Source organism: Tenacibaculum sp. ZH5_bin.1 (genome assembly GCF_042865525.1).
Taxonomy (GTDB): domain Bacteria; phylum Bacteroidota; class Bacteroidia; order Flavobacteriales; family Flavobacteriaceae; genus Polaribacter; species Polaribacter mesophilus.
Genome location: NZ_JBEGIO010000003.1, coordinates 147,565 through 170,571 on the forward strand (window position 1 = coordinate 147,565; position 23,007 = coordinate 170,571).

The 23,007-nt window shown below is 30.7% G+C and carries 23 protein-coding genes; 19 read left to right on the top strand and 4 right to left on the bottom strand.

What is annotated here, in order from left to right; all coding sequences use genetic code 11:
- Positions 1-8 precede the first annotated feature (8 nt).
- The 12 genes from ABHQ57_RS10935 (at position 9) to ABHQ57_RS10990 (ending at position 13,086) form a co-directional block, all read left to right on the top strand.
- Positions 9-848 (top strand): RteC domain-containing protein, encoded by an 840-nt coding sequence (locus ABHQ57_RS10935; protein WP_167714223.1) that lies wholly within the window; start codon positions 9-11, stop codon positions 846-848.
- A gap of 355 nt (positions 849-1,203) precedes the next feature.
- On the top strand, positions 1,204-1,482 hold the full coding sequence (locus tag ABHQ57_RS10940; protein ID WP_167714224.1) for a helix-turn-helix domain-containing protein: 279 nt from the start codon (positions 1,204-1,206) through the stop codon (positions 1,480-1,482).
- 40 nt (positions 1,483-1,522) lie between these two features.
- Positions 1,523-2,059, top strand: coding sequence for a hypothetical protein (locus tag ABHQ57_RS10945; protein ID WP_167714225.1), 537 nt, complete (start codon positions 1,523-1,525; stop codon positions 2,057-2,059).
- Positions 2,056-2,718, top strand: a complete 663-nt coding sequence (locus tag ABHQ57_RS10950) for an ATPase (RefSeq protein WP_389863698.1) — start codon at positions 2,056-2,058, stop codon at positions 2,716-2,718. The genes ABHQ57_RS10945 and ABHQ57_RS10950 overlap by 4 nt, the downstream gene beginning before the upstream one ends.
- Positions 2,719-2,879: 161 nt before the next feature.
- Positions 2,880-3,416 (top strand): TIR domain-containing protein, encoded by a 537-nt coding sequence (locus ABHQ57_RS10955; protein WP_167714227.1) that lies wholly within the window; start codon positions 2,880-2,882, stop codon positions 3,414-3,416.
- Between the two features lie 2 nt (positions 3,417-3,418).
- Entirely contained in the window at positions 3,419-3,967 is a 549-nt protein-coding gene (locus ABHQ57_RS10960) for a toll/interleukin-1 receptor domain-containing protein (protein WP_167714228.1), read from the top strand.
- 11 nt (positions 3,968-3,978) lie between these two features.
- Entirely contained in the window at positions 3,979-4,758 is a 780-nt protein-coding gene (locus ABHQ57_RS10965) for a TIR domain-containing protein (protein ID WP_167714229.1), read from the top strand.
- Positions 4,755-5,933 carry a toll/interleukin-1 receptor domain-containing protein gene (locus ABHQ57_RS10970; protein WP_167714230.1) on the top strand — a complete coding sequence of 393 codons (1,179 nt, stop codon included), beginning with the start codon at positions 4,755-4,757 and terminating at the stop codon, positions 5,931-5,933. The genes ABHQ57_RS10965 and ABHQ57_RS10970 overlap by 4 nt, the downstream gene beginning before the upstream one ends.
- On the top strand, positions 5,930-6,895 hold the full coding sequence (locus ABHQ57_RS10975) for a hypothetical protein (protein ID WP_167714231.1): 966 nt from the start codon (positions 5,930-5,932) through the stop codon (positions 6,893-6,895). The genes ABHQ57_RS10970 and ABHQ57_RS10975 overlap by 4 nt, the downstream gene beginning before the upstream one ends.
- A 7-nt stretch (positions 6,896-6,902) precedes the next feature.
- Entirely contained in the window at positions 6,903-10,658 is a 3,756-nt protein-coding gene (locus ABHQ57_RS10980) for a hypothetical protein (RefSeq protein ID WP_167714232.1), read from the top strand.
- A 500-nt stretch (positions 10,659-11,158) separates the two neighbouring features.
- On the top strand, positions 11,159-12,583 hold the full coding sequence (locus tag ABHQ57_RS10985; RefSeq protein WP_167714233.1) for an amidohydrolase family protein: 1,425 nt from the start codon (positions 11,159-11,161) through the stop codon (positions 12,581-12,583).
- Between the two features lie 353 nt (positions 12,584-12,936).
- Entirely contained in the window at positions 12,937-13,086 is a 150-nt protein-coding gene (locus ABHQ57_RS10990; RefSeq protein ID WP_167714234.1) for a hypothetical protein, read from the top strand.
- On the opposite strand, the gene ABHQ57_RS10995 is transcribed toward ABHQ57_RS10990, so the two are convergent.
- The 3 genes from ABHQ57_RS10995 to ABHQ57_RS11005 are packed head-to-tail and all read right to left on the bottom strand — an operon-like array spanning position 13,081 to position 14,481.
- Positions 13,081-13,323 (bottom strand): hypothetical protein, encoded by a 243-nt coding sequence (locus tag ABHQ57_RS10995; RefSeq protein ID WP_167714235.1) that lies wholly within the window; start codon positions 13,321-13,323, stop codon positions 13,081-13,083. The two genes, ABHQ57_RS10990 and ABHQ57_RS10995, sit on opposite strands and share 6 nt — an antisense overlap.
- Positions 13,301-13,723 (bottom strand): DUF5675 family protein, encoded by a 423-nt coding sequence (locus ABHQ57_RS11000; RefSeq protein WP_167714236.1) that lies wholly within the window; start codon positions 13,721-13,723, stop codon positions 13,301-13,303. The genes ABHQ57_RS10995 and ABHQ57_RS11000 overlap by 23 nt, the downstream gene beginning before the upstream one ends.
- Positions 13,724-13,725: 2 nt before the next feature.
- On the bottom strand, positions 13,726-14,481 hold the full coding sequence (locus tag ABHQ57_RS11005; RefSeq protein WP_167714313.1) for a hypothetical protein: 756 nt from the start codon (positions 14,479-14,481) through the stop codon (positions 13,726-13,728).
- A gap of 224 nt (positions 14,482-14,705) precedes the next feature.
- Here ABHQ57_RS11005 and ABHQ57_RS11010 point away from each other — a divergent pair, with 224 nt between their 5' ends.
- The 7 genes from ABHQ57_RS11010 to ABHQ57_RS11040 all read left to right on the top strand — a co-directional run bounded on the left by ABHQ57_RS11010 (position 14,706) and on the right by ABHQ57_RS11040 (position 21,625).
- A complete protein-coding gene (locus ABHQ57_RS11010; RefSeq protein WP_167714237.1) occupies positions 14,706-14,903 on the top strand; it encodes a hypothetical protein in 198 nt (65 codons plus the stop codon).
- A 309-nt stretch (positions 14,904-15,212) separates the two neighbouring features.
- Positions 15,213-16,076, top strand: coding sequence for an AraC family transcriptional regulator (locus tag ABHQ57_RS11015; RefSeq protein WP_047790173.1), 864 nt, complete (start codon positions 15,213-15,215; stop codon positions 16,074-16,076).
- A gap of 79 nt (positions 16,077-16,155) precedes the next feature.
- The gene (locus tag ABHQ57_RS11020; protein ID WP_317166156.1) at positions 16,156-16,791 is read left to right on the top strand and encodes a class I SAM-dependent methyltransferase; all 636 of its coding nucleotides are present in this window, start codon (positions 16,156-16,158) and stop codon (positions 16,789-16,791) included.
- Positions 16,792-16,794: 3 nt separating this feature from the next.
- Entirely contained in the window at positions 16,795-17,496 is a 702-nt protein-coding gene (locus ABHQ57_RS11025) for a DUF2490 domain-containing protein (RefSeq protein ID WP_047790175.1), read from the top strand.
- Between the two features lie 591 nt (positions 17,497-18,087).
- Entirely contained in the window at positions 18,088-18,804 is a 717-nt protein-coding gene (locus ABHQ57_RS11030) for an ABC transporter ATP-binding protein (RefSeq protein ID WP_073184623.1), read from the top strand.
- Positions 18,805-18,806: 2 nt separating this feature from the next.
- Positions 18,807-20,210 carry a DUF3526 domain-containing protein gene (locus ABHQ57_RS11035; protein WP_167714238.1) on the top strand — a complete coding sequence of 468 codons (1,404 nt, stop codon included), beginning with the start codon at positions 18,807-18,809 and terminating at the stop codon, positions 20,208-20,210.
- 2 nt (positions 20,211-20,212) lie between these two features.
- The gene (locus tag ABHQ57_RS11040) at positions 20,213-21,625 is read left to right on the top strand and encodes a DUF3526 domain-containing protein (protein WP_047790179.1); all 1,413 of its coding nucleotides are present in this window, start codon (positions 20,213-20,215) and stop codon (positions 21,623-21,625) included.
- A 124-nt stretch (positions 21,626-21,749) separates the two neighbouring features.
- On the opposite strand, the gene ABHQ57_RS11045 is transcribed toward ABHQ57_RS11040, so the two are convergent.
- The gene (locus ABHQ57_RS11045; RefSeq protein WP_047790180.1) at positions 21,750-22,997 is read right to left on the bottom strand and encodes a DUF4374 domain-containing protein; all 1,248 of its coding nucleotides are present in this window, start codon (positions 22,995-22,997) and stop codon (positions 21,750-21,752) included.
- Positions 22,998-23,007 lie beyond the last annotated feature (10 nt).

Here is a 23,007-nt window from a genome sequence, read left to right on the forward strand (position 1 = left end):
GCGGTTAAGTGTATTTAAAATTATTAAAACAGCTTGATAACCAACTTGAATTTTTAGAGACCGAAGTTGAAGATGTTTTGTCAAAGGCAGAAGAAGGTGTTAAAATTACTAAAAGAGCATTAGAGCAATTACGTACTATGGTCTTAAAAGATAATTTTAAATCTATCCAAAATGAGATTCATTTTTTCAAACAAGTCAAACCTCAAGTGTATAGTAAGCTAATTTATTATACAATGTTATTTAACATAGAAAGCAAACGACCAAGGAGTAGTAACAAATCTCAAATAAAATACTTCAACAAGTACATCGATAAATTACAAAACTACTTTAACGAAAATATTGAGTTTTATCATTATTTCAGAAGAGGCGCTACTTTTTTAGATGAGCAATATTTTTTAAGAGGTAAGGCAGATATTAGGTTGTATCCAGAATCATTTGCTTATTTTTTAGATGATAAGTTTTCCACTAGCCATGATAGTACCGTAGCTACAATTTTAGCTTATGACATGCTCATCGTGCATTTAAAAAAAGAAATTGACAAACTTGAAAACAGTAACGGAATGGAAACAGTAATTAATCCTTTTCAAAATCAATCGAGATTATTCTGGACAGCCAATAAGACTGATTTAATAGAGCTTATTTATGCATTACAAAGTTCTGGAGCAATTAATAGTGGTACAGCTGATATCAAAGAAATGGCAACAGCCTGTGAGCATTTATTTAATATAGATTTAGGTGATTATTACAGAACCTATCTAGAGATTCGTTCACGTAAAACAAATCAAACTAAATTCATTGATAAAATGAAAGATTCATTAGTAACAAGAATGGAAAATGCAGACGAATAAAACACCCAACTTGGGTGTTTTTAGTTTTCGGTTTTCTTCATAAGAATTACTTCTTTTTGGGTAATGTATTGTTTTTCCTAAAAACCAAATAAACACATTATAACTCATTAAAAATGAGTAGATAAAATCACCCAACTTGGGTTTTCCTTGTGAATAAACTTCACTAATTCACTTCATATTTGCCAAACGAAAGTCAAATCACTGTAAAACTCTCACTGTCATATTGAGCACAGCGAAATATCTGTGAGAGTTTTTTGTCATCCTGAACTCGTTTCAGGATCTAATTAAAAATCATTAATAGCTGCTGCCGAGAATGAGAGTTCAAGGCGGTAGCTATTTAACTTAAAACTTTACTATGGCAGCAACAATTATCACTACTGAAGATCTTCGTGAATTTAAAGAAGAATTACTGGAAGACATCAAAGCAATCATTAACCACCAGTCAGGTTTTGCACCCAAAAAGTGGCTCAAATCACCAGAGGTTCGCGATCTATTAAGTATCTCACCTGGAACATTACAAAATCTACGTATTAATGGCACTTTGCCTTACACCAAAGTAGGCGGTGTTATTTATTACGATTACGAAGAAATCCAAAAAGTAATGGAGGAAAACCGCATCCATAATAAGTTTTAATACGCTCTGTCATTCCGCACTTGATGCGGAATCTCATTTTATGGAAGAAGTAAACTATATCAAACACCTTAACGCAGTTTTCAACCAATTCTCAAAAGATAGTCGCTTAAACCCAACCCATATAAGCCTATATATAGCCTTATTTCAGTTGTGGAATTCAAACCGATTTTTAGAAGAGTTTTTTATAAACCGTGATGAGGTTATGCAATTATCTAAAATAGGTTCAAAATCTACCTATCACAGGTGTATCAAGGAATTAAACCATTGGAAATATATTGTGTATTTCCCATCTCACAATCCGTATAGAGGGAGTAAAATTAAGATGTTCAAATTTGGGACAAGTAATGGACAAGTAGTGGGACACAACTCTACTCAAATTGAGACAAGCAGTGGACAAGCACTGGTACCTATATATAAACATATACAAACTATAGAAAACAAAAACATTAATAAACAGAAAAATTTAAAAAAAATAGATTTTAACGATTCTGAAAATGATTTAAAACAAAATAGCAGTGTCCCAAATATGGACAACCTAAAGACAACTAAAAATAAAAACTACAACGAACCTTTATGAAAAATGAGCAACCACATATCATTATCGAAAAAGGTGTCCAATACAAACTTGGCGAGTTAAAAGACAATTGTATTCAGTATGATTTCAAAAGCATACTCATTTATCTCGATGCCAAAGGGAAATTATTGTTTGGCAAAAACTTCAAGATTTATGAAGAGGATGAAGTTGTGCTTTACAAGTTGTGTATCTATTTCATTCGTGATTTTGAAACCTGTACAAAATTAAATATTGATCCCAACAAGGGCATTCTATTATCTGGTCCTGTAGGTTGTGGAAAAACCAGTTTAATGAAACTGTTAAGGCACATTGTACCACACCATAAACCGTATGAAGTTATTCCAGCAAGAAACATCACATTTGCTTTCAATAACATTGGGTACAAAACTATCCAAGAATACGGAAACAATAACTTCTATTGTTTTGATGATTTGGGTGTAGAAACAACAGGTCGCCATTTTGGAAAGGATTGTAATGTAATGGGCGAAATCCTCTTATCTCGCTACGATTTATTTCTTCAGCGAAAGATTAGAACCCACGCAACCACAAACTTAAACGCCCAGGAACTGGAAGAAAGATATGGTAATCGAGTCCGCTCAAGAATGCGTCAACTCTTCAATTTGATTGCTTTTGATAGGGAAAGTAAGGATAAGAGAATTTAACATAAACAAATTTTAACAAAATGAGGTAAACCGTAAGAAATCAGACACATAATTAGTATATTTATGGTGTAAAAAAAGCTAGATTTATTTAGAGAAAATTTAGAGCTAATGTTTATACATTGGCTTTTTTCTTTTGATTAACCATATAAACCATAATCAATATGCCTAGAAAAATTAGGAACTTTTTTGTGAGTTATCACCATGAATATGATCAGGAATTTGTAGATGAACTTCGTAACATTAAGCAAGGTATGAGGGTAGCAGATTATTCTCTTAAAAATGATATTTCTTATTATTCAGATGAACAGATTTATAAAGTAATAAGGAATAAAATGCGTTCCTGCTCGGTAACAATTGTTTTAATTGGTGAACGCACAGGGCATAGGAAATGGATTGATTGGGAATTATGGGCATCTTTAAGAGCCTATAAAAATAGCAGAGACCCTAAAAAGTCTTTTAGACCTAAAGGATTATTAGCCATTTTTTTGCCAACGGAAACCCATTCAATACCCAAAAGATTAAAAGCGAATATTGATTCTGGTTATGCAGTCTCAATGAGATGGAAAAATGTTGAGCGAGATTTAGAAAGTAAGATTAATTACGCTATTTGGAAACGTGATAATGCAAATCATGAAATTAGAAACAACATAGCTAGAGTGGATAGAAATGCAATTAATTTTTTTGGAATTAAAATATAGACATGGCAGGTATAAATAGAGCTTTACATTTAAACGAATCTAAATCGAAGGAAAACTTGTTAGGCGGTGTTAAATGTGTATTCATTAGTCATCATAAAAGTGATTTAGAGTATTGTAAAAAGATAGCAGCATATATTATGAGAGCAGGAATAGATGTTTATTTAGATGAATATGATTATGATTTAAAACATCAGGTTCAAACTAATAATCCTGCAGGTGTAGTACGTTGCATAAAAAAAGGTATTAATAATAGTACTCATATGCTTTGTGTTATTTCGCCTAAAACAATTTATTCAAAGTGGGTTCCGTGGGAAATAGGTTATGGGTATGATAAAACAACTATTGGAGCATTAACTCTTAAAGGCATTACTGATGCATCACTACCAGATTATATTAAGACAGTACCTGTGGTAAGAGGCACAAAATCGTTAAACACATATTTATCTGGTATTATAGGACGCAGTCAGCCAATACTAGAATCTTATGGATACATAAAAAGTCATTCTGATTCTGCTCATTCGTTAGATAATATTTTAGACTGGCAACTTTAAATTTGAAACTTATGGAATATTTAATATCAAAATTGTCTTTTAGGCCAGATGGGCAGCTTATCGAAGACGTGTTAATTAGCCCAACAGACGGTAAAACAGTTGAAAATTTTGAAACAAAAAACCGTAGTTGGTTAGTTCAAAAATATAATGAAGGACATACTATAGGAGGTATTTTCAAAAGTACCAATGGTAATTGGTTTAGAAAAGGGGACTTTAGGATGGAAGAAGGTTATTTTAAATGGGGTTACGGTTTGCCGGGAAATATATCAAAACGAAATGTTTTTGTGAGTTATTATCATAATGATGACCAAGAAAAAAGAGAACATTTTGATAATTTGTTTGGGGATTTAATAATTAATCAATCCGTTATGATGGAAGAAATTGATGGTGAAAATAGTGATGATTATATTCATAGATTAATAAATGAAGGTTATATGAAAGACACCACTGTTCTTGCAGTCTTATTAGGTCCAAAAACACAATGTAGGATGCATGTGGATTGGGAAATAGGAGGAGCTCTTAATAGAAAGGTAGGTGACAGATATGCTGGTTTATTAGGAATAAGGCTTCCTTCTCATGCGGATTATGGGTTAGGTGACACATACAATGAAGACAATTATTCAGAAAGATTTATGGCCAATATAGATTCAGGATATGCAGTTGTTATTGATTGGACAGAAAATAGAAAAAAACTACAAGATGCTATTGAAATGGCATTTTCTAGAAGAAGTGAATCAGAAAGAATTGTTAATACAAGCATTCCAAGATTAAAAAAGAACTTGTGCTCATGAAAAAGTTTAAAAGCCCGTTATCAATATACGTAATTTGGCACCCAAATTTTATGGAAGGGGAACAGTACGCAAAAAGCATATACAATATTTTTAGCGGTGAAAACGGTAACGTTACCTATGCTAAATACGATATCCCTGTTAATTATAGATTCTTACCATATGCTAATGAGGTGTTTGCAAAAATACCATTTTCAGAATCTACTAAAAATGCAGTTGTTTTACTTGTTGACCAGCATATGTTTAATGATTCTGATTGGCGTGTTGCCATAGATAATTTACTTAAAAGCAAACAGGCAAATACCCGAATATTTCCTATTTCTTTTAGTAAATATGCATTCGACTTTAACCCTAAACATTTAACTATAAGTCAATTTATAAAAACAGAACAACAAAGCCCTACTGAAGGAAATAATTTAGAAGCTAATTTAAAAGTTATTAAACATAGACTTTTACAAGGGATTGCTAAATTCATTTTTAACCTAAAGGACAATTTTGATGAAGAAAAAGATAGTGATCCGCCTATAAAACTATTTATTTCTCATGCAAAACAAGATGGTCTTGATTTAGCAATAAAATTTAGAGATAATATATACAGCAATACTAAACTTAAAGCTTTTTTTGATGCAAATGATATAGCAGATGGTCATTATTTCGAAAAAGAAATTAAGTCAAATATAGATAATTCAGCATTTATTATTTTCAATACAGATGAATACGCTGATCGTGAATGGTGTAGAAGAGAAATAATTATTGCTAAAAGATACAGATGCCCAATTATTGCTGTTATAGACTTAAAAAAAGGAGAAAAGCGAAGCTTTCCATATAGTGGTAATTTCCCAACGATATTATGGGATAATAATTTTGAAGAGGTCATAAACCTTATTTTGGCACAAGTTATTAGTGATAAGTACAATGAATTATATTTAAAATCTATAGTGAAAATGTACGATTTAGAAAAAAAGTATAGTTGCATTGTTCTACCAAAAGCACCAGAATTATTTAACTACATAGATATTGAGAATTTCAAGAAAGAAAATAAAGCAGTAAACCCTTTTTTAGTACTATATCCGGATCCGCCAATTGGTATTGAAGAAATTACCCTTTTAAATGATATTGATAAAAATATCAAATTTATAACACCAATAATGCTGCCAACTTATATTCCAGAATTATGAAAAAAGATAATAAAAAGAATATAACAAATAAGGATTTAGACAAATTTGTTGCTCAAGAAATAAAGGATGTTTCAAAAGAGAAAGAAAGAAGCCTTTTTACAAATCAAAATATTGCAATTTCTATCAGTGATAGCCCAGAAACAGATACTTTAGGATTTTCTTTTGAACACCAAAAAAATCTTATTATTGAAATAACAAGAGCTTTAATTATACATGGAAGCACTCTAATTTATGGTGGTGACTTAAGAAATAATGGTTACACAAGACTATTTTCAGAATTGGTGTATCAATATAGACCTTCAGATGAGGTAGGTGAACTATTTTTTAAAAATTTCTTTAGTTTTCCAATTTATCTAAATCTTGAAGAAAGCGATTTACTAGATTTTAAAAAAAATGGAGTGCAACCAATCAAAATTAGTCCGCCAGATAGCTTAAAAATTGACCAATCAAATTTTTATCCACCAAATACAAAAGAGAACCTATTCATTTGGGCTGAAAGTCTTACAAAAATGCGAGAAGAGATGCAAAGTAATACTGATGCTAGAATTTTTACTGGAGGTAGTATGTCCAATTTTAAAGGTAAATACCCAGGCCTTTTAGAGGAGTCTATTTTAGCACTCAAAGAGAATATTCCAGTATATTTCATAGGTATATTTGGAGGAATATCATCTCGAATAATTGAAGCCATTAAAGGGAAAATACCTCAAGAGCTAACACTTGAATGGCAATCATCTCAAAATGAAAACTATAAGGATTTTGTAAATCATTATAATTCAATAAAGAGTGAACAAAAAATTGATTATAAAAAAAGTGTTGAATTCTTGAATGAGTACACTTTGGAAAAATTGAGCACTAATAATGGTTTATCAATAGAAGAAAATAATCGACTATTTTCTTCAATACATACTTCAGAAATTATTTTCTTAATTATGAAAGGTCTATCCAATAAGTTGAAAAAATAAATTATTAATGTCTGGAAGGTTACAATTAATAGAAAAAAAATTATTATCAATAGATAGTTCAGGGTTTCAAAATCTATGCGATACTTATTTAGCTTTAAGAGAAGATGAATATTTAAGTATGAATAGAAGTGGAAGCCAATTAGGAAAACAGAAGACAATTGTAGGGACCCCAGACACGTTTTTAAGATTATTAAATAATAAATTAGCTTATGTAGAGCATACTACTCAATCTTCATCTCTCATTTCTAAAATAAAAGATGATATAAATAAATGTCTGAATGAATCAAAAACGGGTGTAGATCCAAAACAAATTCAAACGGTTATTATTTGCTTTAATAATAGGCTTTCAGTAAAAGAAGAAGTAGAGATTCAAAAGCATGTTCAAAACAAAGGCGTTTTATTAGAGTTGATAGGTATAGATACCCTTGCTTTAGAAATATTATCCAAATATTTATTACTAGCAAGAGAATATCTTGGAATAGCTTTAGAAACGGGACAAATATTACCTTTTGATAAATTTATTTCAGAATACAATAATAAGGCTAATCAATTGTCAACCCGCTTGGATAATATATTTCTACATCGAAATACCGAACTACGCAAAATTGAGAATAGTTTAAATTTGAAAGATTTACTAATCCTTTCTGGGAAACCTGGTGTTGGAAAAACTAAAATTGGAATTCAAGCCATTCAAAATTTCAAAAAAAAGAATACCTCATTTGAATCTTATGTTATTGCAAAGAAAGATGTTGATATTTTCGAAGATTTAAAAATTCAAATAAGGCCAGACAAAGATTATATTTTACTTATTGATGATGCTAATAGACAACTTCCAAACTTGAAACAAATCTTTGGCCTTTTCAAAGAAAATAGAACAGGAAGACTTAAACTTGTTATAACAGTACGCGATTATGCATTAGGGGATATTAAAAGCTGTAGTGTCGAGTTTGATTCAGAGTCTATAGAGATACCGAAGTTTAACGACGAAGAAATAGTAGACATCTTAAAGAGTGATTCGTTTGGAATTCTCAATCATAAATATCAAAAGAAAATAGTTGAAATTGCTGATGGTAACCCTAGACTTGCAATAATGGGAGCTCGGGTTGCTATAGAAAAACAATCAGAGTTTTTATTTGGTGATGTGTCTGATTTATTTGAAGTTTATTTTTCAAGTTTTTCTCTAGATTTTAATTTATTTGATAAGCCAAACCTTTTAAAATCTTTAGGTCTTGTTTCATTTTTCTTTACATTAGAAAGAGACAATAAAGAGGCTTTAGAAAAACTGCTTTCAATTTTTGAAATAGACTATTATAAATTTAATGAAGCCATAGAAGAGTTACATAAACGAGAACTTGTAGAAATTCAATACAATCATATTAGAATTTCGGAGCAAGTTATGGCAACTTATTTTTTTTATGTTGTTTTCATTAGAGACAATTATTTGTCGTTTGAGAAATTATTATTTAACTATTTCAATGATTATAAATTTTCCTTTAAGGAAGCCTTATATCCTTCAAGTCAATCTTTCGGATATGATAACGTGTTTTTAAAAATAAGTAGTTCATTTGACAAATATATTTCGACTATTAGAAATGATGAATCAAAATTGTTAGAGTTTTTAGATTTGTTTTGGTTTAGTAAACCGGAAGAAACACTTGAGTTCTTTTTATTAAAGGTAAATAAGATTGAAGAGCCACAAAATCCAGTCTATGATACACATTATGAAACAAATGATTTTGTTCACAATAGAGAGCTAATATTAGACTATATATCTAGGTTCTTTAGACAACATACTAAATCATTTGAACCAGCACTTCAACTTGGTTTTGAGTATATTCGAAAGAAACCAAATAACTTACCAGAGTTTATTAGAAGGATTAGAGAAACTCTATTATTTGACGAGCCAGATGAAAGATATGGCTTTAGTAGACAAGCATTATTTATTAAGCATATAAGAGATAATATAAAATCTGGAAAAGAACATTATTCTATCGCTTTTTTTGCAATTGCAGAAAGTTTTTTAAAACACTCTCATCATATCACTCATGGCGGTAGAAAAAATACATTTTCTTTTTATGATTACCCTATACCAGCTTCAGATGAAATAAAGGATATAAGATGTAATATATGGGAAATTTTGTTCTCACTTTTTGATATTTATAGAAAAGAAGCGGTAGATGTAATTGATAAATATAAGCCTAGTTACAGAGAAAGAAATGTTGAAATTTTAGACTTTGATTTAACATTATTAGTTCCATTTGTTATGGACAACTTTTCTTCAGATTCATTTAAAGAAACATATGTAGTAAATAGTTTGATTAAATCGCTTGAAAATGAAAAGAAAATAAGTAACGACTCATACTTGGAGTTAAAACCAGTTTTTGATACTCAAGAGTATCGTGATTTTAAGAAATTAGATTGGAATAGATTTAGAGATAAGGAAGAATATGAATTTGAAAACTGGAAAGAATATGAAGAAATTAAAAGTTCAGATTTAAAAGAGAACTTCACATTTAATTCGATGGAAGAATTTAATTCCTTCCTTGGGACTGTTGATAATTTTCAAAGCATAAAAGATAATGTTAATTCACAAATTGAAAACTCTTTAGAAGTTATTTTATGTGAGAATTTTATAAGAAATAATGAAAGAGGTCTTTTATTTTTAGAAGCTTATTTAAATAAGAACTATGATATAAGATGTTTGAATAAAACGATTTCAAAAATTGTAAATCATTCAGTAGACACTGCTCAAAAATTATGGAGTTTATTAGAGGAAATACAAAATGAAAATTTAATATACTGGAAGTTGAGTTTTTTTGATCGCTTGTCTAAAGAATATGTAAATGACTTTTTTACGGAAAAGCTTATTGAAACTATAAGATCAATTAATAAATACGCATACTTTTATGTTAAAGAATATGAGAAATTTTCGAAGCCAGATAGAAATATAATTAAAGAAATTATCGAAATTATACATTTAAAAATTAAGAATGAGAATTTATCTTTAAGGATATCCGAATATCCATTCAAAGAAAACTTAAACGTATTTGAAGGAGATTATACACTTATTAAAGAATCTTATTTTCAACAATATAGTCTTGCAAAATCATCAGTTTCATTTGATTATCAACTGAAAGGATTTGCTAATATTTATAGCCAACATCATGATTTTTTGTTTGATTTTTTCTCTCATTTTTTTTCAATAAAAAAATCACATGGCCATAATGAACATATGAATATTTCATTCATTTGGGACTATCCTAATAGAACAAATAAGATTGAAAAAGTAATTGACTATTTGATTGGAAGTGATTTTTATTTGGGATTAGGAGGACACTCGGTATCAATACTTTTTAATAATTTGAACGAAATACAATTTGAAGCTGCTTATGTTTTGGTAAAGAAAATTATTAAAAAAAATCAATCGAACAGAACCTACATAGAAGTTATTTTTGATACAATAAGAACTAATTTACAATCAAAGCACGATGAATTATTTTTATTTTTCTTGGGTTTGAATAACGATGTGGAATTTTTCAGAACAATTGATTGGATTGGAAATCCAGGTGTACAAACAGGGAATGTTATCTGGGGAGAATTGTATGCTAAAAGATGGGAAAAGGTTTTAAATATTTTGAACTCTTCAAATGAACAATTGCGTCTTATTCCGATTAAAAATTTTGTAAAAAAGCGTATTCAATCAGAATATAATAGAGCCGAAGATGAAAGAATGAGATACTTCATTCGTCCTGATTTTAGGTAATCTTAATCCGAAGCTTTATAAATTCCAATTCCCCACAAACCAAAACCCAGTTTATTGCTATGGCAAAAATCCTCTGTCTTTTGGTTTGTTCCACTTTCCCTGCTCATGTAGTGTTTAAATAGCCAACGCTTATGCAGCACATTACAGCTTGCTTACTCGTACCTCGTTCACAACTGTAAAGAGCTACACTTTGCCAAAAGCTATAAATTTAAACACTACCCAAAGCTATATTTACATAACGGGTAGTTATAGTAGCATTCATTCACTTTCTGTACTATAACGCCATTATGTAAAATATCGGCTAGCCTTTGCCCTCAAATAGATACTAAAATTCAACAGCCGATATTCATGAGCGCCTCTTAAACAATAAAAATTGTGCGAACTAAATATCCGCTTTACCCATGCTCAATTCAGAACTGACATTGAAGTTTAAGCACAAAACTGTAACAAAGAATGAGACTTACCGTCATATTAAATAAATCATCAATCAAAAAATCAAAATGAAATTCTTAAAACTTTTAACGCTGTTAGCCTTTATCAGCTTCAATTTAAATGCGCAAAACAACTCACAATTAAAAACCAACCAACAAGGGAATGTTACTTATGTTATAAAAAATGTGAATGTCATTCCAATGACTGAAAACAACAAAGTCATTGAGAATGCAACAGTTGTTATACAAGATAATATTATCCAATCCATAAATGGTTCCATACCAACCAATGCAAAAATTATTGATGGAAAAGACAAATGGCTCATTCCTGGATTAATTGATATGCATGTACATAACCTTGCAAGTTCAAGTCCTTGGGTGCTTTACCCAACAAAAGGACCTTTGGTAAATTACGACACGCAAGATTTAATGACGTTGTATATCGCAAATGGAGTGACTACGGTTTTTGAATTAAGTGCAAGACCAGAACACATAGGACAGCGTAATGAAATTACAAGAGGCAATGTAATTGGACCAAGAATGGCATTAGCAGCGTTAATTGATGGAAAAGGAATGAGTATGACGGCAACTAACCCTTCTGATGGAAGGCAAGCAGTACGAATTGCAAAAGCCGAACAATACGAGTTTATTAAAGTCTATAGCCAATTGAATGAAGAAACTTTTAAAGCTATAATCGATGAAGCCCAACAGCAAAACATGAAAGTTGTTGGTCATATTCCAACTGTGTTTGAAGGAAAACCAGCAAAAGAATTTTTTATTCCTCATTTTGGTTTAATTGCACATGCCGAAGAACTATCTAAACAAACTAACGATTACAGTTATGAAAAAGCACAAGAATTTGCGCGTTTAGCAAAAGAAAATGGCACGTGGTTGATTCCGAATTTAACAAATATGGAATCCATAATAAAACAAGCCAAATCATTAGAGAATATTCAAAACTTGTCAAGCTTTAAGTATGTTCACCCGCTAATGCAAAGTAAGTGGCTAACAGCAAACCGTTACAATGGTGCATCAGCTAACTTGATGAACTATTATCAAAAACAAGCTGATTTTCATAAACTAATTGTCAAAGCATTTAAAGAACATAACGTCCCAATGGTTGCGGGAACAGATGCTGGAATGTCTGGTGTGGTTTGGGGTTTTTCGCTTCACGACGAACTAAAATTGTTGGTTGATGCCGGTTTAACCAATGAAGAAGCTTTAGCTTCTGCAACAAGATTAGGTGCTGAATGGCTTGAAATTAGTGATAAAATCGGAACTATTGAAACTGGCAAGTTTGCAGATTTAATTTTATTGAATGAAAACCCTTTAGAAAACATCAGTAATACAAGTAAAATTTCGGGAGTGTTTGTAAATGGTCAATGGATTGATAAAAACAAGATTAAAACGGTGCTTTTAGATATTGAGAATTGGAATAATCATAATAAAGATGAGTATGACTGGAAAGAACTCTTGAAGGGGCTAAAAAATTAGTTAACAAGACCTGAATTTAACTAAATTTAATTTAAAGCAATACTTGTCCGGGGTGGAGAATCCCTCTTTCTACGCATTAAACATTGAGGGACAAGGACTGAAAATCCTTGTGTCCACTTTTCCCCACCACCCATTTCAACGGTGTAGGTTACAGCAATTATTAACGTTTTGCCTTGTGTCTGCGGTAGGTAAAAGGCTAAACCATCTGCTTAGAAGGCAGACGGTCATAGCTTTCACCCACCTCAACACCGCGCATAAAAAAAGAGCATTTTTTAGAAAATGCCCTTTATTTATCTTTCCAACCGCTCAACATCAATAATTACTTTCACCTACGACACTTTGCCCCGATAAAAGTGATAAACTTTTTAAGCAGTAGCGAAACGAAGAAACTCACGATAGCACCAACAACAGCCAAAACAATGGTAGTAATTAAATCTTCAACACCAATGTTTACAATTGATGAAATGAAAGTACCGCCAATAATGGCAGATTTGGTATTATAATCCATCGTCATTCTCATCAGTTTCAGTGTTTTCTTCATCAGTAACTACTGCTTGACTTACTGCGGTTGCTACAGTTCCAGCAACAGTCATATAAGTAGCAATAGTTACCACAATGGCAGGCATCGAAATAGGTGCAGCTATGATAGCACCACCTGCAGTAGCCAATGCAATACCAATATTGCGTAAAGTCTTAAAAAATTTGGGAGTTGGTTTTTTATAACGTTCTACAATGTTCATAATTCTGTGATTTAATAGTTAATAAAATAGTTTCTTTTCTGTCTTTAGCTTGATACACCAAAGACAACAGTTTTTGCATAGCATTTTTAGAATAAACACCTTTCCCAATTCCACTCAAATAAGTTACTGGAGCAATACACCCTTGAAGTTCTTTTAAAGCATCATTCGCAGGGTGAAAGAGAATAAAGCTTCTACCTTTTACATCCTTCAAAATCAAATGATGCTTAAACCGTTTAGAAAAACGTGGTTCAAGGTCATAAGTACCTTCAGGAATACAGGAAATGTTTCGCTTGTTATTGTTCCAAGGCAATTCGATGGTATGACAAAGAAACTTATCAGAATTAAAGAGAGCACCATTGGTGCCCTCTTCAAAATAGGCTCTATGCAGCACTAATTCCATACTTACGGAGTGTCAACAATAACAATTGCCAAGGCGTTATAAGCACCGTTCTTAAGCTCGTACATCTGTCCGTTTACCTCTTGGTAAAACTCAATACCAAGCACCTGAACAACAGGAAGCGTTGAGTTAGCAGTCAAAGAAGCTGTTAAGGCAATAGCAGCAGTATCGGCAGCAGTGTAAGGCAGAATAGCAGTCTCATCATTTTCAAATGTTGAGGTCTCGTTCTCAAAATCCAATTCAGAAGCACCCATTACCACCTTAAAATGGGTTGTTCCCGTTGGTGCTGCAATTCTTACCGTTGGAGAAAACGCATCAAGGTTAACCGTAGCATCACCAGAAACACGGTCAAAAGCATTCGTAAACGGAGCAAAAAGTGTTGTTCCTAACTTTCCACCTAAATTGAATTCAAAGCTTTCTAACAGGCTTAAATTCCCATCTTGAAGTGTTCTAGATCCTCTTTCATTGGTTGTGTCAGTTTTAGTGATAGCAACCAACGTTTTAGTTAAACGTGAAACCACACGTTTGTCCTTTGCGTTTTGTAAAAGAATACGAATAGCATTTCGTAATACTTTACCACCCTTACCAGCACGTCCAAATTCAGACCCATTTTCACGCGTTCTCTGAAACGCAGGATCATTAGCAATACGATTGCCATCCACACCGCCTTTTTCACGAGCCAGATGTCCGTCAGTCGTTTTGTAAAAGGAAATACCACCGATAGTTCCTTTCAGTTTAATAATTCCAGTTTGTTTTGCCATAATAATTCGTTTTTTGATTAATGAAACCAAATCACGTAATTTTATAGCACGTTGTTAAAAAAGCAATTCCGTTTTCGGTCATCCATTCCGATACAACCAAAAACGTCATTAAAATATTGAAAACCCTATCGGGATTTCCAACATTTTAACAACGCATCACCATCACCATAATCATAAAACAATGAAGTATAGATGATGTATGGATAAAGCATAGATAAAGTATTATGACCCCAAAAAGAGCTTGTATATACCCAAAAGATATTCAGCGTATCACAGGACGTAGTGAACGCTATGGGCGTAAGCTTATGCAAGACATCAGAACCTTTTTAGATAAAGAACCTCATCAGTTTATTACAGTACAAGAGTTCGCTGAATACAGTGGAATAGAAGAAGAAATTGTCAACAAATATTTAATAGATTAATCATAATATTTGATGCAAATTGACTGGTTTTAATGGAGTTAAAACTGTAAATTTGTAGTAAGACGTTCAGATAAATAATACTATTTCAAACTAACAGATAGGTCTACAATTCGGTTAACACTGTTTTAGTCTATTTCTGGAAGTATTGATTTTACTGCATAGAGGTGGTTTGGGTATCATCCTGCCACCCCGACTTAAAAGTCCTATGAATTATATAATTTATAGGACTTTTTTATTTTTTAGAATTACTTATTATTCCTTGCTCTTTTTCTACTTAAATTTGTATTACATTAGTTAGATTCTAACCTCATGAAAACCATCCCTGTAAGACATTTAAAAACTTCTCAAAAAGAACCTAACCTATCTGGTGATTTTATGATTAAAAATCTTCAGGAACTTCTTAATGGAAAAGATATGGTTCACGAGCTTCATAGACATGATTTTTTCTTCTTTTTAGTATTGAAAAAAGGCACTGGAAATCACGAAATAGATTTTGTTAATTATGATGTTACAGATCATACTATTTTTATAATCCGACCCGGTCAAGTGCACGAATTAGAACTAAGAAGTAATAGTGAGGGTTTTATGATTCAGTTTAATACTGATTTTTACTATCCTTTTAATAAAAGAATGAATTCTCTATTACAAAAAGTAAGCGCTTCAAATTATTATCAATTAGAGGAAGACCTTTTTTCAAAAATTAATTTTTTATTGACATCTATTTTTTCAGAATACAAGGATAAAACTGAAGCATATAAAGAAGTTATAAAATCTAATCTTCATATTTTTTTTATAGAATTACTGAGGCTAAGAAATACCAACAATAAAACTCCTAACACTAAAGATCTGTATATTCAAGAATCTCTTGATAAATTTTTACATTTATTAGAAACAAACATTACTAGTATAAAACAAGTTTCAAAATATGCTAGCATGTTAAATCTATCTAACTATCAATTAAACACTATAACAAAACAGACTTTAGGTAAAACAGCTTCAGAACTTATAAACGAGCAAATTATATTAGAATCCAAAAGATATCTTTTAGCATCTTCCAATCAAATAAACCAAATAGCATATCACTTAGGTTATGATGATGTTTCTTATTTTATTAGATTTTTTAAAAAACATACAGGTTATTCTCCTGATGCATATAGAAAAAAACTAAAATAAGTACAATACTACTTTACATTTATCCTATCATAAAATTTTAACTCACTATACTTTTACATCATATAATTTAAATCAAAATATGATGAAAAAAAGCGATATAAAATATACAGCATTTTGGGATGAAAGATATCAAAACTTAGATTTTGCTTATGGTAAAGAGCCTAACTTATTTTTTAAAGAAGAACTTCAAAAATTAAAAATAGGAACTATTTTACTGCCTGCTGATGGGGAAGGTAGAAATGGTGTATATGCTTCCAAATTAGGATGGAATGTTACTGCAACCGATTTAAGTATTGAAGGAAAGAATAAGGCTCAAAAATTAGCCAACGAATCAGGTGTGCCTCTAAAATATATTGTAGGCGATATACAAGATCTTGAATTTCCAAGAGAGTCTTTTGATGTTATTGGTTTAATTTACGCACATTTTTCTGCTTGGAAAATTTCTAGTATTCATCAAAAATTGACTACACTTCTTAAACCTAATGGGCATATAATTTTTGAAGCTTTTAGTAAAAATCATCTAAATTATCAGAAAAACAATCCTAAAATAGGTGGTCCAAAAGATGTAGATATGCTTTTTTCTGTAGAACAGATACAACAAGATTTTACTGGTTTTGAAATTCAATTTTTAGAAGAAAAAGAAGTCTTTTTGAATGAAGGAAATTCTCACAACGGTAAAGGAAGTGTGATTCGTTTTATAGGTAAAAAACTCTAGACAATGATGAAAAAATTACTAGCTACAGTATTTTTATTTGTAATTTTTAAGAGTTATGCCCAAAAAGTCGACCAGTTTAATTCATGGTGGTATTATTCTGGTAAGTACCAATTAACTAAAAAGTTCAATATTGAAACGTTATACTCTTGGAGTAGACATAATTTTGTTAAGGATTGGCAGCAATCAAAGTTAAGGATTGGCACAAGTTATGATTACTTAAAAAATCTAAGTTTTGGTGCTGGATATGAATGGGTAGTGCTCTTTCCTTATGGAGCACATCCCGTTCCTACAAAAAGAACTGAACATCGTATTTATGAGTACTTCACCATAAAAAATAAAATTAAAAAAGTTTCTGTCAATTATGGAATGCTACTAGAACAGCGTATTATGGAAGACAAAACAAGACATAGATTACGATTAATATTTGGTGCAAAAACACCAATCATACGATCTAAAGAGGGTAAAACAATAATAGGCTTGTCATTCTCTAATCAAGTATTTCTAGATGTTGATAGATACGCAAATAATAAAAACTTTAGTCAAAATAGAATTTATGGAGCTTTCGATATTCCCCTAGATGCTTCTTTTACATTAAGTTTAGGATACATGAATCAATACATAATCATAAAAGAAAACCGTATTGAAAACGACCATACTTTAATGATTAAACTTTCTCACAAAATTGATTTTAGAAAAAAACTCTAACATATTCTCTTATAATATAAATTATTACCTCTTAAATATCTCTTTTTAATGTTTATTGAGATTGTTTTTTTTAACTAAGCAATACATACTTATATATAAAGATTTTATTATTTTAGTCATTAAAATAACACATAGCTTGAAACGCTTTAAAGCACATATTGCCCTTATTTTCTTAACAGTCTTTATTAGTGTTAAGCTGGTTGGATTACATGCTCTTACTCATGAAGATAATACAGTGGAGGATTGTAGCAGTTGTGAATACGTTATAGTAGGTAATAAAACTCCTATTATTTGCCTTCAATCAATCACTATAAATTTCACTGCTGTAAATAAACCTATTTTTAATAGTGTTTTTTTCAAAATTACTATATACTTCAAAGACTTTATAAACTATTCTCTTTTTTCCAGACCCCCTCCTATTTATTAGTTCTTTATTAAAATACAGAATTAAACACTGGTAGTTTATCTTAAAATAAGATACTAAAAAACAAAACATTACTACATAATTAATATTTCTATTTTTTAGAGTTTATTAATTACTGTAGTAGTACTAGATATTAATAGAATTGGTTACTTAAAACTTACATATACATGATACAAACAAACAAGCTGACAAAAAAATATGGTGATTTTATTGCTGTAAACAACTTAGACTTACAGGTTAATGAAGGTGAAATCTTATGTTTACTTGGTGCCAACGGTGCTGGTAAATCTACAACAATTAACATGTTATTAAACTTTATTAATCCTACATCTGGAATTGCAAAAATTAATGGTTTAGAGGTTACTAAACATCCAATCAAAACTAAAAATTTCATTACTTATATTCCAGAAAATCTAATGCTATATGCTTCATTATCTGCTATAGAAAATTTAGATTATTTTTTAAAACTCTCTGGAAAAAAAATTGACAAGCCTGAACTTAGTTTATTTTTAGAAGAAGCAGGTTTACAAAAAGAAGCTCATAATAAATATGTCAATACATTTTCTAAAGGAATGAGACAAAAAGTTGGAATTGCTTTAGCAATTGCTAAAGAATCTAAAGTTCTACTTTTAGATGAACCTACATCGGGTTTAGATCCTAAATCTAGTAATGAATTCTCTGATCTTTTATTAAAAATGAAATCTGAAGGAGTTGCTATTTTAATGGCTACTCATGATTTGTTTCGTGCAAAAGATATTGCTACTCACATAGGCATTATGCGTAATGGCACACTACAAAGTACTAAAGCTTCTGATGAAATAACATTATCAGAGTTAGAGAAATTGTACTTAGATATTATGAATTTTAAAAATGTAATAGCTTAATTATGAAAACTATTATTTGTAAAGAACTTACTGAACTACGGAGAGATGGACGCTTTGGGTTTTCAATAATCATAATACTTATACTCCTTTTAATTGCTGGTATTACTAGTTATAATCAATTTAAAACTATAAATAAACAATATAGTATTTCTAAAGAAAAGGAAAGGAGTATGTGGGATACGCAAGGAGATAAAAATCCTCACTCTGCTGCTCATTACGGCACATATGCTTTTAAACCTAAGTTTGCTTTATCATTATTTGATAATGGTGTGAATAAATATACAGGAAACTCTATTTTCTTAGAAGCTCATAAAAGAAATGAAGCTGCTTATAGTGAAGCTTCGGATCAAACAGAACTAGCAAGGTTTGGTACATTATCTCTCAACTTTGTACTGTTATATTTAATTCCTCTGCTTATATTATTAATGGGCTACAATACTTTTACTAAAGAAAAAGAATTAGATACACTACGTTTGTTAAAAAGTCAAGGTGTTTCACCTGTAAAACTAGCTTTAGGTAAATGGTTTTCTATCTTTATTCCAGTTTTCATATTAAATACAATAGTTTTTCTTGTTGTTGGCATATTCCTTTCTTCCAACAGTTTTACAGGTCTTTTTAGTTGGAACAATTTAAGCCTACTTTATACCTCTTACTTAGTTTATTATATGATTATTGTTACCATAACTATACTTATATCATCAATTAGTAAATCTTCAGGAATTTCTTTAGTTGTAAATATGTCTTTATGGATTCTGTTTTGCTTCATTACACCGAAAATAGCTACCAACTTAGCAAACGACTTTCATCCTTACCCAACGAAACAACAATTTCAAGCTAGCATTAAACAAGATAAAGAAAAAGGACTAGATGGTCATAATCCATGGAGTAAAGAGGCTCAAATTTTAAAAGAAAGAACATTAAAAGAGTACGGTGTAGATAGTATTCAGCAACTGCCTTTTAATTACGATGCTTACAGAATGCAAAAAGGAGAAGAACATGAAGCTAGAGTTTACAAAAAACATTATGGTTTTTTAAAAGAGGTTTTTGAAAATCAAAACACTACTTATCAAAAACTAGCCGTAATTTCTCCTTTTATACCAATTAGAATTCTTTCTATGGATATTGCCAATACTGGTTATATAGCGCATTGGAACTTTACCGATGCAGCCGAAAGTTATAGGGTTAGTACTCAGAAGTTTTTAAATGATGATTTCAAAAACAATTCAAAAACAGGAGATTGGAGCTACAAAACCGAAGCTGATAAGTTTTCAAAACTACCCGAATTTAAATATCATCCTCCAAATTTATCTACTATCATTACCTGGAACTTTAAGAACTTTTTTATTCTTTTTATTTGGTTGCTTGTACCTTTTTATTTACTAATTACTTTCTCTAAAAAATTATAATTATGTTTTTCCAAACCATAAATTACGAATTGAAAATTTTATTTAGAAATGGATGGATTACACTTTTAACTGTAATACTTCTTTCTATTATAGGTTTTGCTACATATAATGGACAAAAAAAAGTAAAACAACGTACCGACGATATTATTAAAGTAAAACAAAACTTAGTAGAGAGTGATACTAAAATGCTAAAAAACATTCTTGATATTGAAAACGGTATAGACACAGGACTCCCTTATTGGATGCTCCCTAACAATCCTTCAACTGTTGGTACAAGACACCCTAGGGTTGTTGCTATGGATGCTCAACCTCTATCTTTTATTGCTACAGGTCAAAGTGATTTATACACTCATTTTATGAAGCCAAGCATATTTGGCAATAATTTTGCACTAGATTATACAGAAATTGCTAACCCTGTCCAATTATTGTTTGGTACGTTTGATATTTCTTTTGTATTTATTTTCATTCTACCATTATTAATCATTGCATTTACCTATAATATTTTATCCCGAGAAAAAGAACTAGGTACATTAAGGCTTATCGGATCTCAACCTTTAACAATTAGAAAGTGGTTGATTCAAAAATTAGGTTTTCGTTTTATTTTATTTGCTAGTATTTCTTTAGTTGTTTTTTTAGTTTGTATTTTAATTTTTACAAAAAATGCTCTTTTAAACTTTTCTCAATTATTTGCTACTATTATGTTATTAATTGCTTACGAAGCTTTTTGGTTTTCGCTAGCAGGTATTGTTAATTTAAAGATCAATAATTCTTCTAAAAATGCTTTATCTCTTATTGGTCTGTGGTTACTAATTGTTTTAGTTATTCCTGCAACTGCTAATCAAATTAGTACCTCTATATACCCTACACCTTCTCGCTTAAATATGATTAATGAGATTAGAGAAGCAAATAGAGAAATTGAGAAAAAACAAGATGAAATTTTAGATGGGTATTTACGAGATCATCCTGAGTTAGCTAATAAAGAAAATAAAAATTTTACTTTCTGGCATCGTTATTTTGCCTCACAAGATTTACTTGAACAACAACTTTCTCCTTTATTATTAAACTATAATAAGGCTTTAAAAAAACAACAACAGGTTGTTGATTATTTTAAATACACATCTCCAGCTATTCTCATGCAAGAAGCTTTAAATAAAATTGCTGGAACCTCAGCTAACGATTACGAAAATTATAAACAACAAGTAGTATCTTTCTCCAATAAATGGAGAGACCACATTGTTCCGCTTTTATTTAAAAACAAAAAATACACAATAGAAACCTATGAGAGTCGTCCTACTTTTATATTTAAACCTTTAGAACAGAAAACAACAAAAAACTTAATAGCTATTTTAATCTTGACTTCTGTAGTGATAGTCACTGGTTTTCTTATTAAGAAAAAAACATCTTATTTTAGTTAGTCTTTTACCTTCCTAAAAAAGGGTATAGACTTCATTAGTATAAAAATTAAAAAACCTTGGAAAGTACCAAGGTTTTTTTGGATAAACTAAATATTTTAATAATACTCCTATAATAAAAACAATATTAATTTGCAGGATCTAATTTATTAATTGCTGTAATCGTTCCTCCTTCTACTTCGATTCCCTGTGTAGCTTTTGCTGTTCTAGCATCTATATTGTAAACATAGCTCCCGTTTTTTGTTGTTATACCAATATAAACTATTCCTTCAGCTTTAGACACATAATGCCCTTTTGATGCAATACTTTCTATTTCTTCTTTTGTAGGAAGCCCAGTTACATCTGTTAACGTTTTTGCATATACATCTACAATAGCCAAATCTTTTCCAGAACTATATGTCCCTTTTGAAGCTGTATCGTGCAAGTTTACTAAAAATTTACCATTTCCTAAATATAAATGAGAAGTAACATATCTATTACCTGAAGCTTCTTCAATGTTATAATAAAAAGCTTGGTCAAATGCTGTTTCTCCTTTTTTTATTCTTGTTATTGCTGATGGTTTTGTAGATGTTATTTCTCCATTAGTTGTTGCTACAGAAGAAGAAAAAGCATATGTATCTCCTTTTTCATCTACAGACAAACCATTGTTAAAATAACGTCCAATATGACTAGTTCTATCGTCATGAATCGTTTTTACATACTCCATTTCTGGATAAGAATACACTGCAATATTGGCTTCGTTAGGGTAGTTCGTTCCAAATCTATCTGTAGAATTTCCTTTAATTGTAAAATAAGGCAAATACACATAATCACCTACTTGAGTTATCCAAGTAAAGAAAGCTAACTCACCATTTTCCTTATTTGCTAAGTCCTTAGTATTAATTTGTCCTTCGGCTACAAATTGTGATGTTCTGGTATCAAGACGGTACCAAGAAGCTATAGGGGAGTCAGAATTTCTTGATATTTTTATTAATAGTAAATCGTCTTTAACTGGCGCAAACGCTTGTACAGTTTCTGATTGGAAGTTAGATAACTTTTCTAATGCTCCTTTATCGTCTAACTGATAGGTTGTAACAGCTCCTGGGTTTCCTTGTCCGTATAATAAACTAAAAAACTTATTATTACTAGTTACATAATAACGATATGTTCCATCTTGCTCAATACCGTTTCCTACTGTGCTAATTTTTCCTTGGGTTAAATTATCTGTTGTAAGTATATAATCTGCAACTCCTTCTGATGCTTTTGGTGTCGCAGTTATTAAGTATTTTGCTCCTTTTTGAGGTGTTTCTCCCTGTTTTGGAGTATTATCATCACTACATGACGTAAAAATTGCCGCTGCAATAAATAAAGCTGAATAAAGGTTTTTGTACTTCATTTGTTTTAAT

What these genes read in the sequence shown, in the direction of transcription:
- ABHQ57_RS10940 (WP_167714224.1), top strand. Translation starts at nt 1,204, where the DNA reads ATGGCAGCAACAATTATCACTACTGAAGATCTTCGTGAATTTAAAGAA.
- ABHQ57_RS10945 (WP_167714225.1), top strand. Translation starts at nt 1,523, where the DNA reads ATGGAAGAAGTAAACTATATCAAACACCTTAACGCAGTTTTCAACCAA.
- ABHQ57_RS10950 (WP_389863698.1), top strand. Translation starts at nt 2,056, where the DNA reads ATGAAAAATGAGCAACCACATATCATTATCGAAAAAGGTGTCCAATAC.
- ABHQ57_RS10955 (WP_167714227.1), top strand. Translation starts at nt 2,880, where the DNA reads ATGCCTAGAAAAATTAGGAACTTTTTTGTGAGTTATCACCATGAATAT.
- ABHQ57_RS10960 (WP_167714228.1), top strand. Translation starts at nt 3,419, where the DNA reads ATGGCAGGTATAAATAGAGCTTTACATTTAAACGAATCTAAATCGAAG.
- ABHQ57_RS10965 (WP_167714229.1), top strand. Translation starts at nt 3,979, where the DNA reads ATGGAATATTTAATATCAAAATTGTCTTTTAGGCCAGATGGGCAGCTT.
- ABHQ57_RS10970 (WP_167714230.1), top strand. Translation starts at nt 4,755, where the DNA reads ATGAAAAAGTTTAAAAGCCCGTTATCAATATACGTAATTTGGCACCCA.
- ABHQ57_RS10975 (WP_167714231.1), top strand. Translation starts at nt 5,930, where the DNA reads ATGAAAAAAGATAATAAAAAGAATATAACAAATAAGGATTTAGACAAA.
- ABHQ57_RS10980 (WP_167714232.1), top strand. Translation starts at nt 6,903, where the DNA reads ATGTCTGGAAGGTTACAATTAATAGAAAAAAAATTATTATCAATAGAT.
- ABHQ57_RS10985 (WP_167714233.1), top strand. Translation starts at nt 11,159, where the DNA reads ATGAAATTCTTAAAACTTTTAACGCTGTTAGCCTTTATCAGCTTCAAT.
- ABHQ57_RS10995 (WP_167714235.1), bottom strand. Translation starts at nt 13,323, where the DNA reads ATGAACATTGTAGAACGTTATAAAAAACCAACTCCCAAATTTTTTAAG.
- ABHQ57_RS11000 (WP_167714236.1), bottom strand. Translation starts at nt 13,723, where the DNA reads ATGGAATTAGTGCTGCATAGAGCCTATTTTGAAGAGGGCACCAATGGT.
- ABHQ57_RS11005 (WP_167714313.1), bottom strand. Translation starts at nt 14,481, where the DNA reads ATGGCAAAACAAACTGGAATTATTAAACTGAAAGGAACTATCGGTGGT.
- ABHQ57_RS11010 (WP_167714237.1), top strand. Translation starts at nt 14,706, where the DNA reads ATGACCCCAAAAAGAGCTTGTATATACCCAAAAGATATTCAGCGTATC.
- ABHQ57_RS11015 (WP_047790173.1), top strand. Translation starts at nt 15,213, where the DNA reads ATGAAAACCATCCCTGTAAGACATTTAAAAACTTCTCAAAAAGAACCT.
- ABHQ57_RS11020 (WP_317166156.1), top strand. Translation starts at nt 16,156, where the DNA reads ATGATGAAAAAAAGCGATATAAAATATACAGCATTTTGGGATGAAAGA.
- ABHQ57_RS11025 (WP_047790175.1), top strand. Translation starts at nt 16,795, where the DNA reads ATGATGAAAAAATTACTAGCTACAGTATTTTTATTTGTAATTTTTAAG.
- ABHQ57_RS11030 (WP_073184623.1), top strand. Translation starts at nt 18,088, where the DNA reads ATGATACAAACAAACAAGCTGACAAAAAAATATGGTGATTTTATTGCT.
- ABHQ57_RS11035 (WP_167714238.1), top strand. Translation starts at nt 18,807, where the DNA reads ATGAAAACTATTATTTGTAAAGAACTTACTGAACTACGGAGAGATGGA.
- ABHQ57_RS11040 (WP_047790179.1), top strand. Translation starts at nt 20,213, where the DNA reads ATGTTTTTCCAAACCATAAATTACGAATTGAAAATTTTATTTAGAAAT.
- ABHQ57_RS11045 (WP_047790180.1), bottom strand. Translation starts at nt 22,997, where the DNA reads ATGAAGTACAAAAACCTTTATTCAGCTTTATTTATTGCAGCGGCAATT.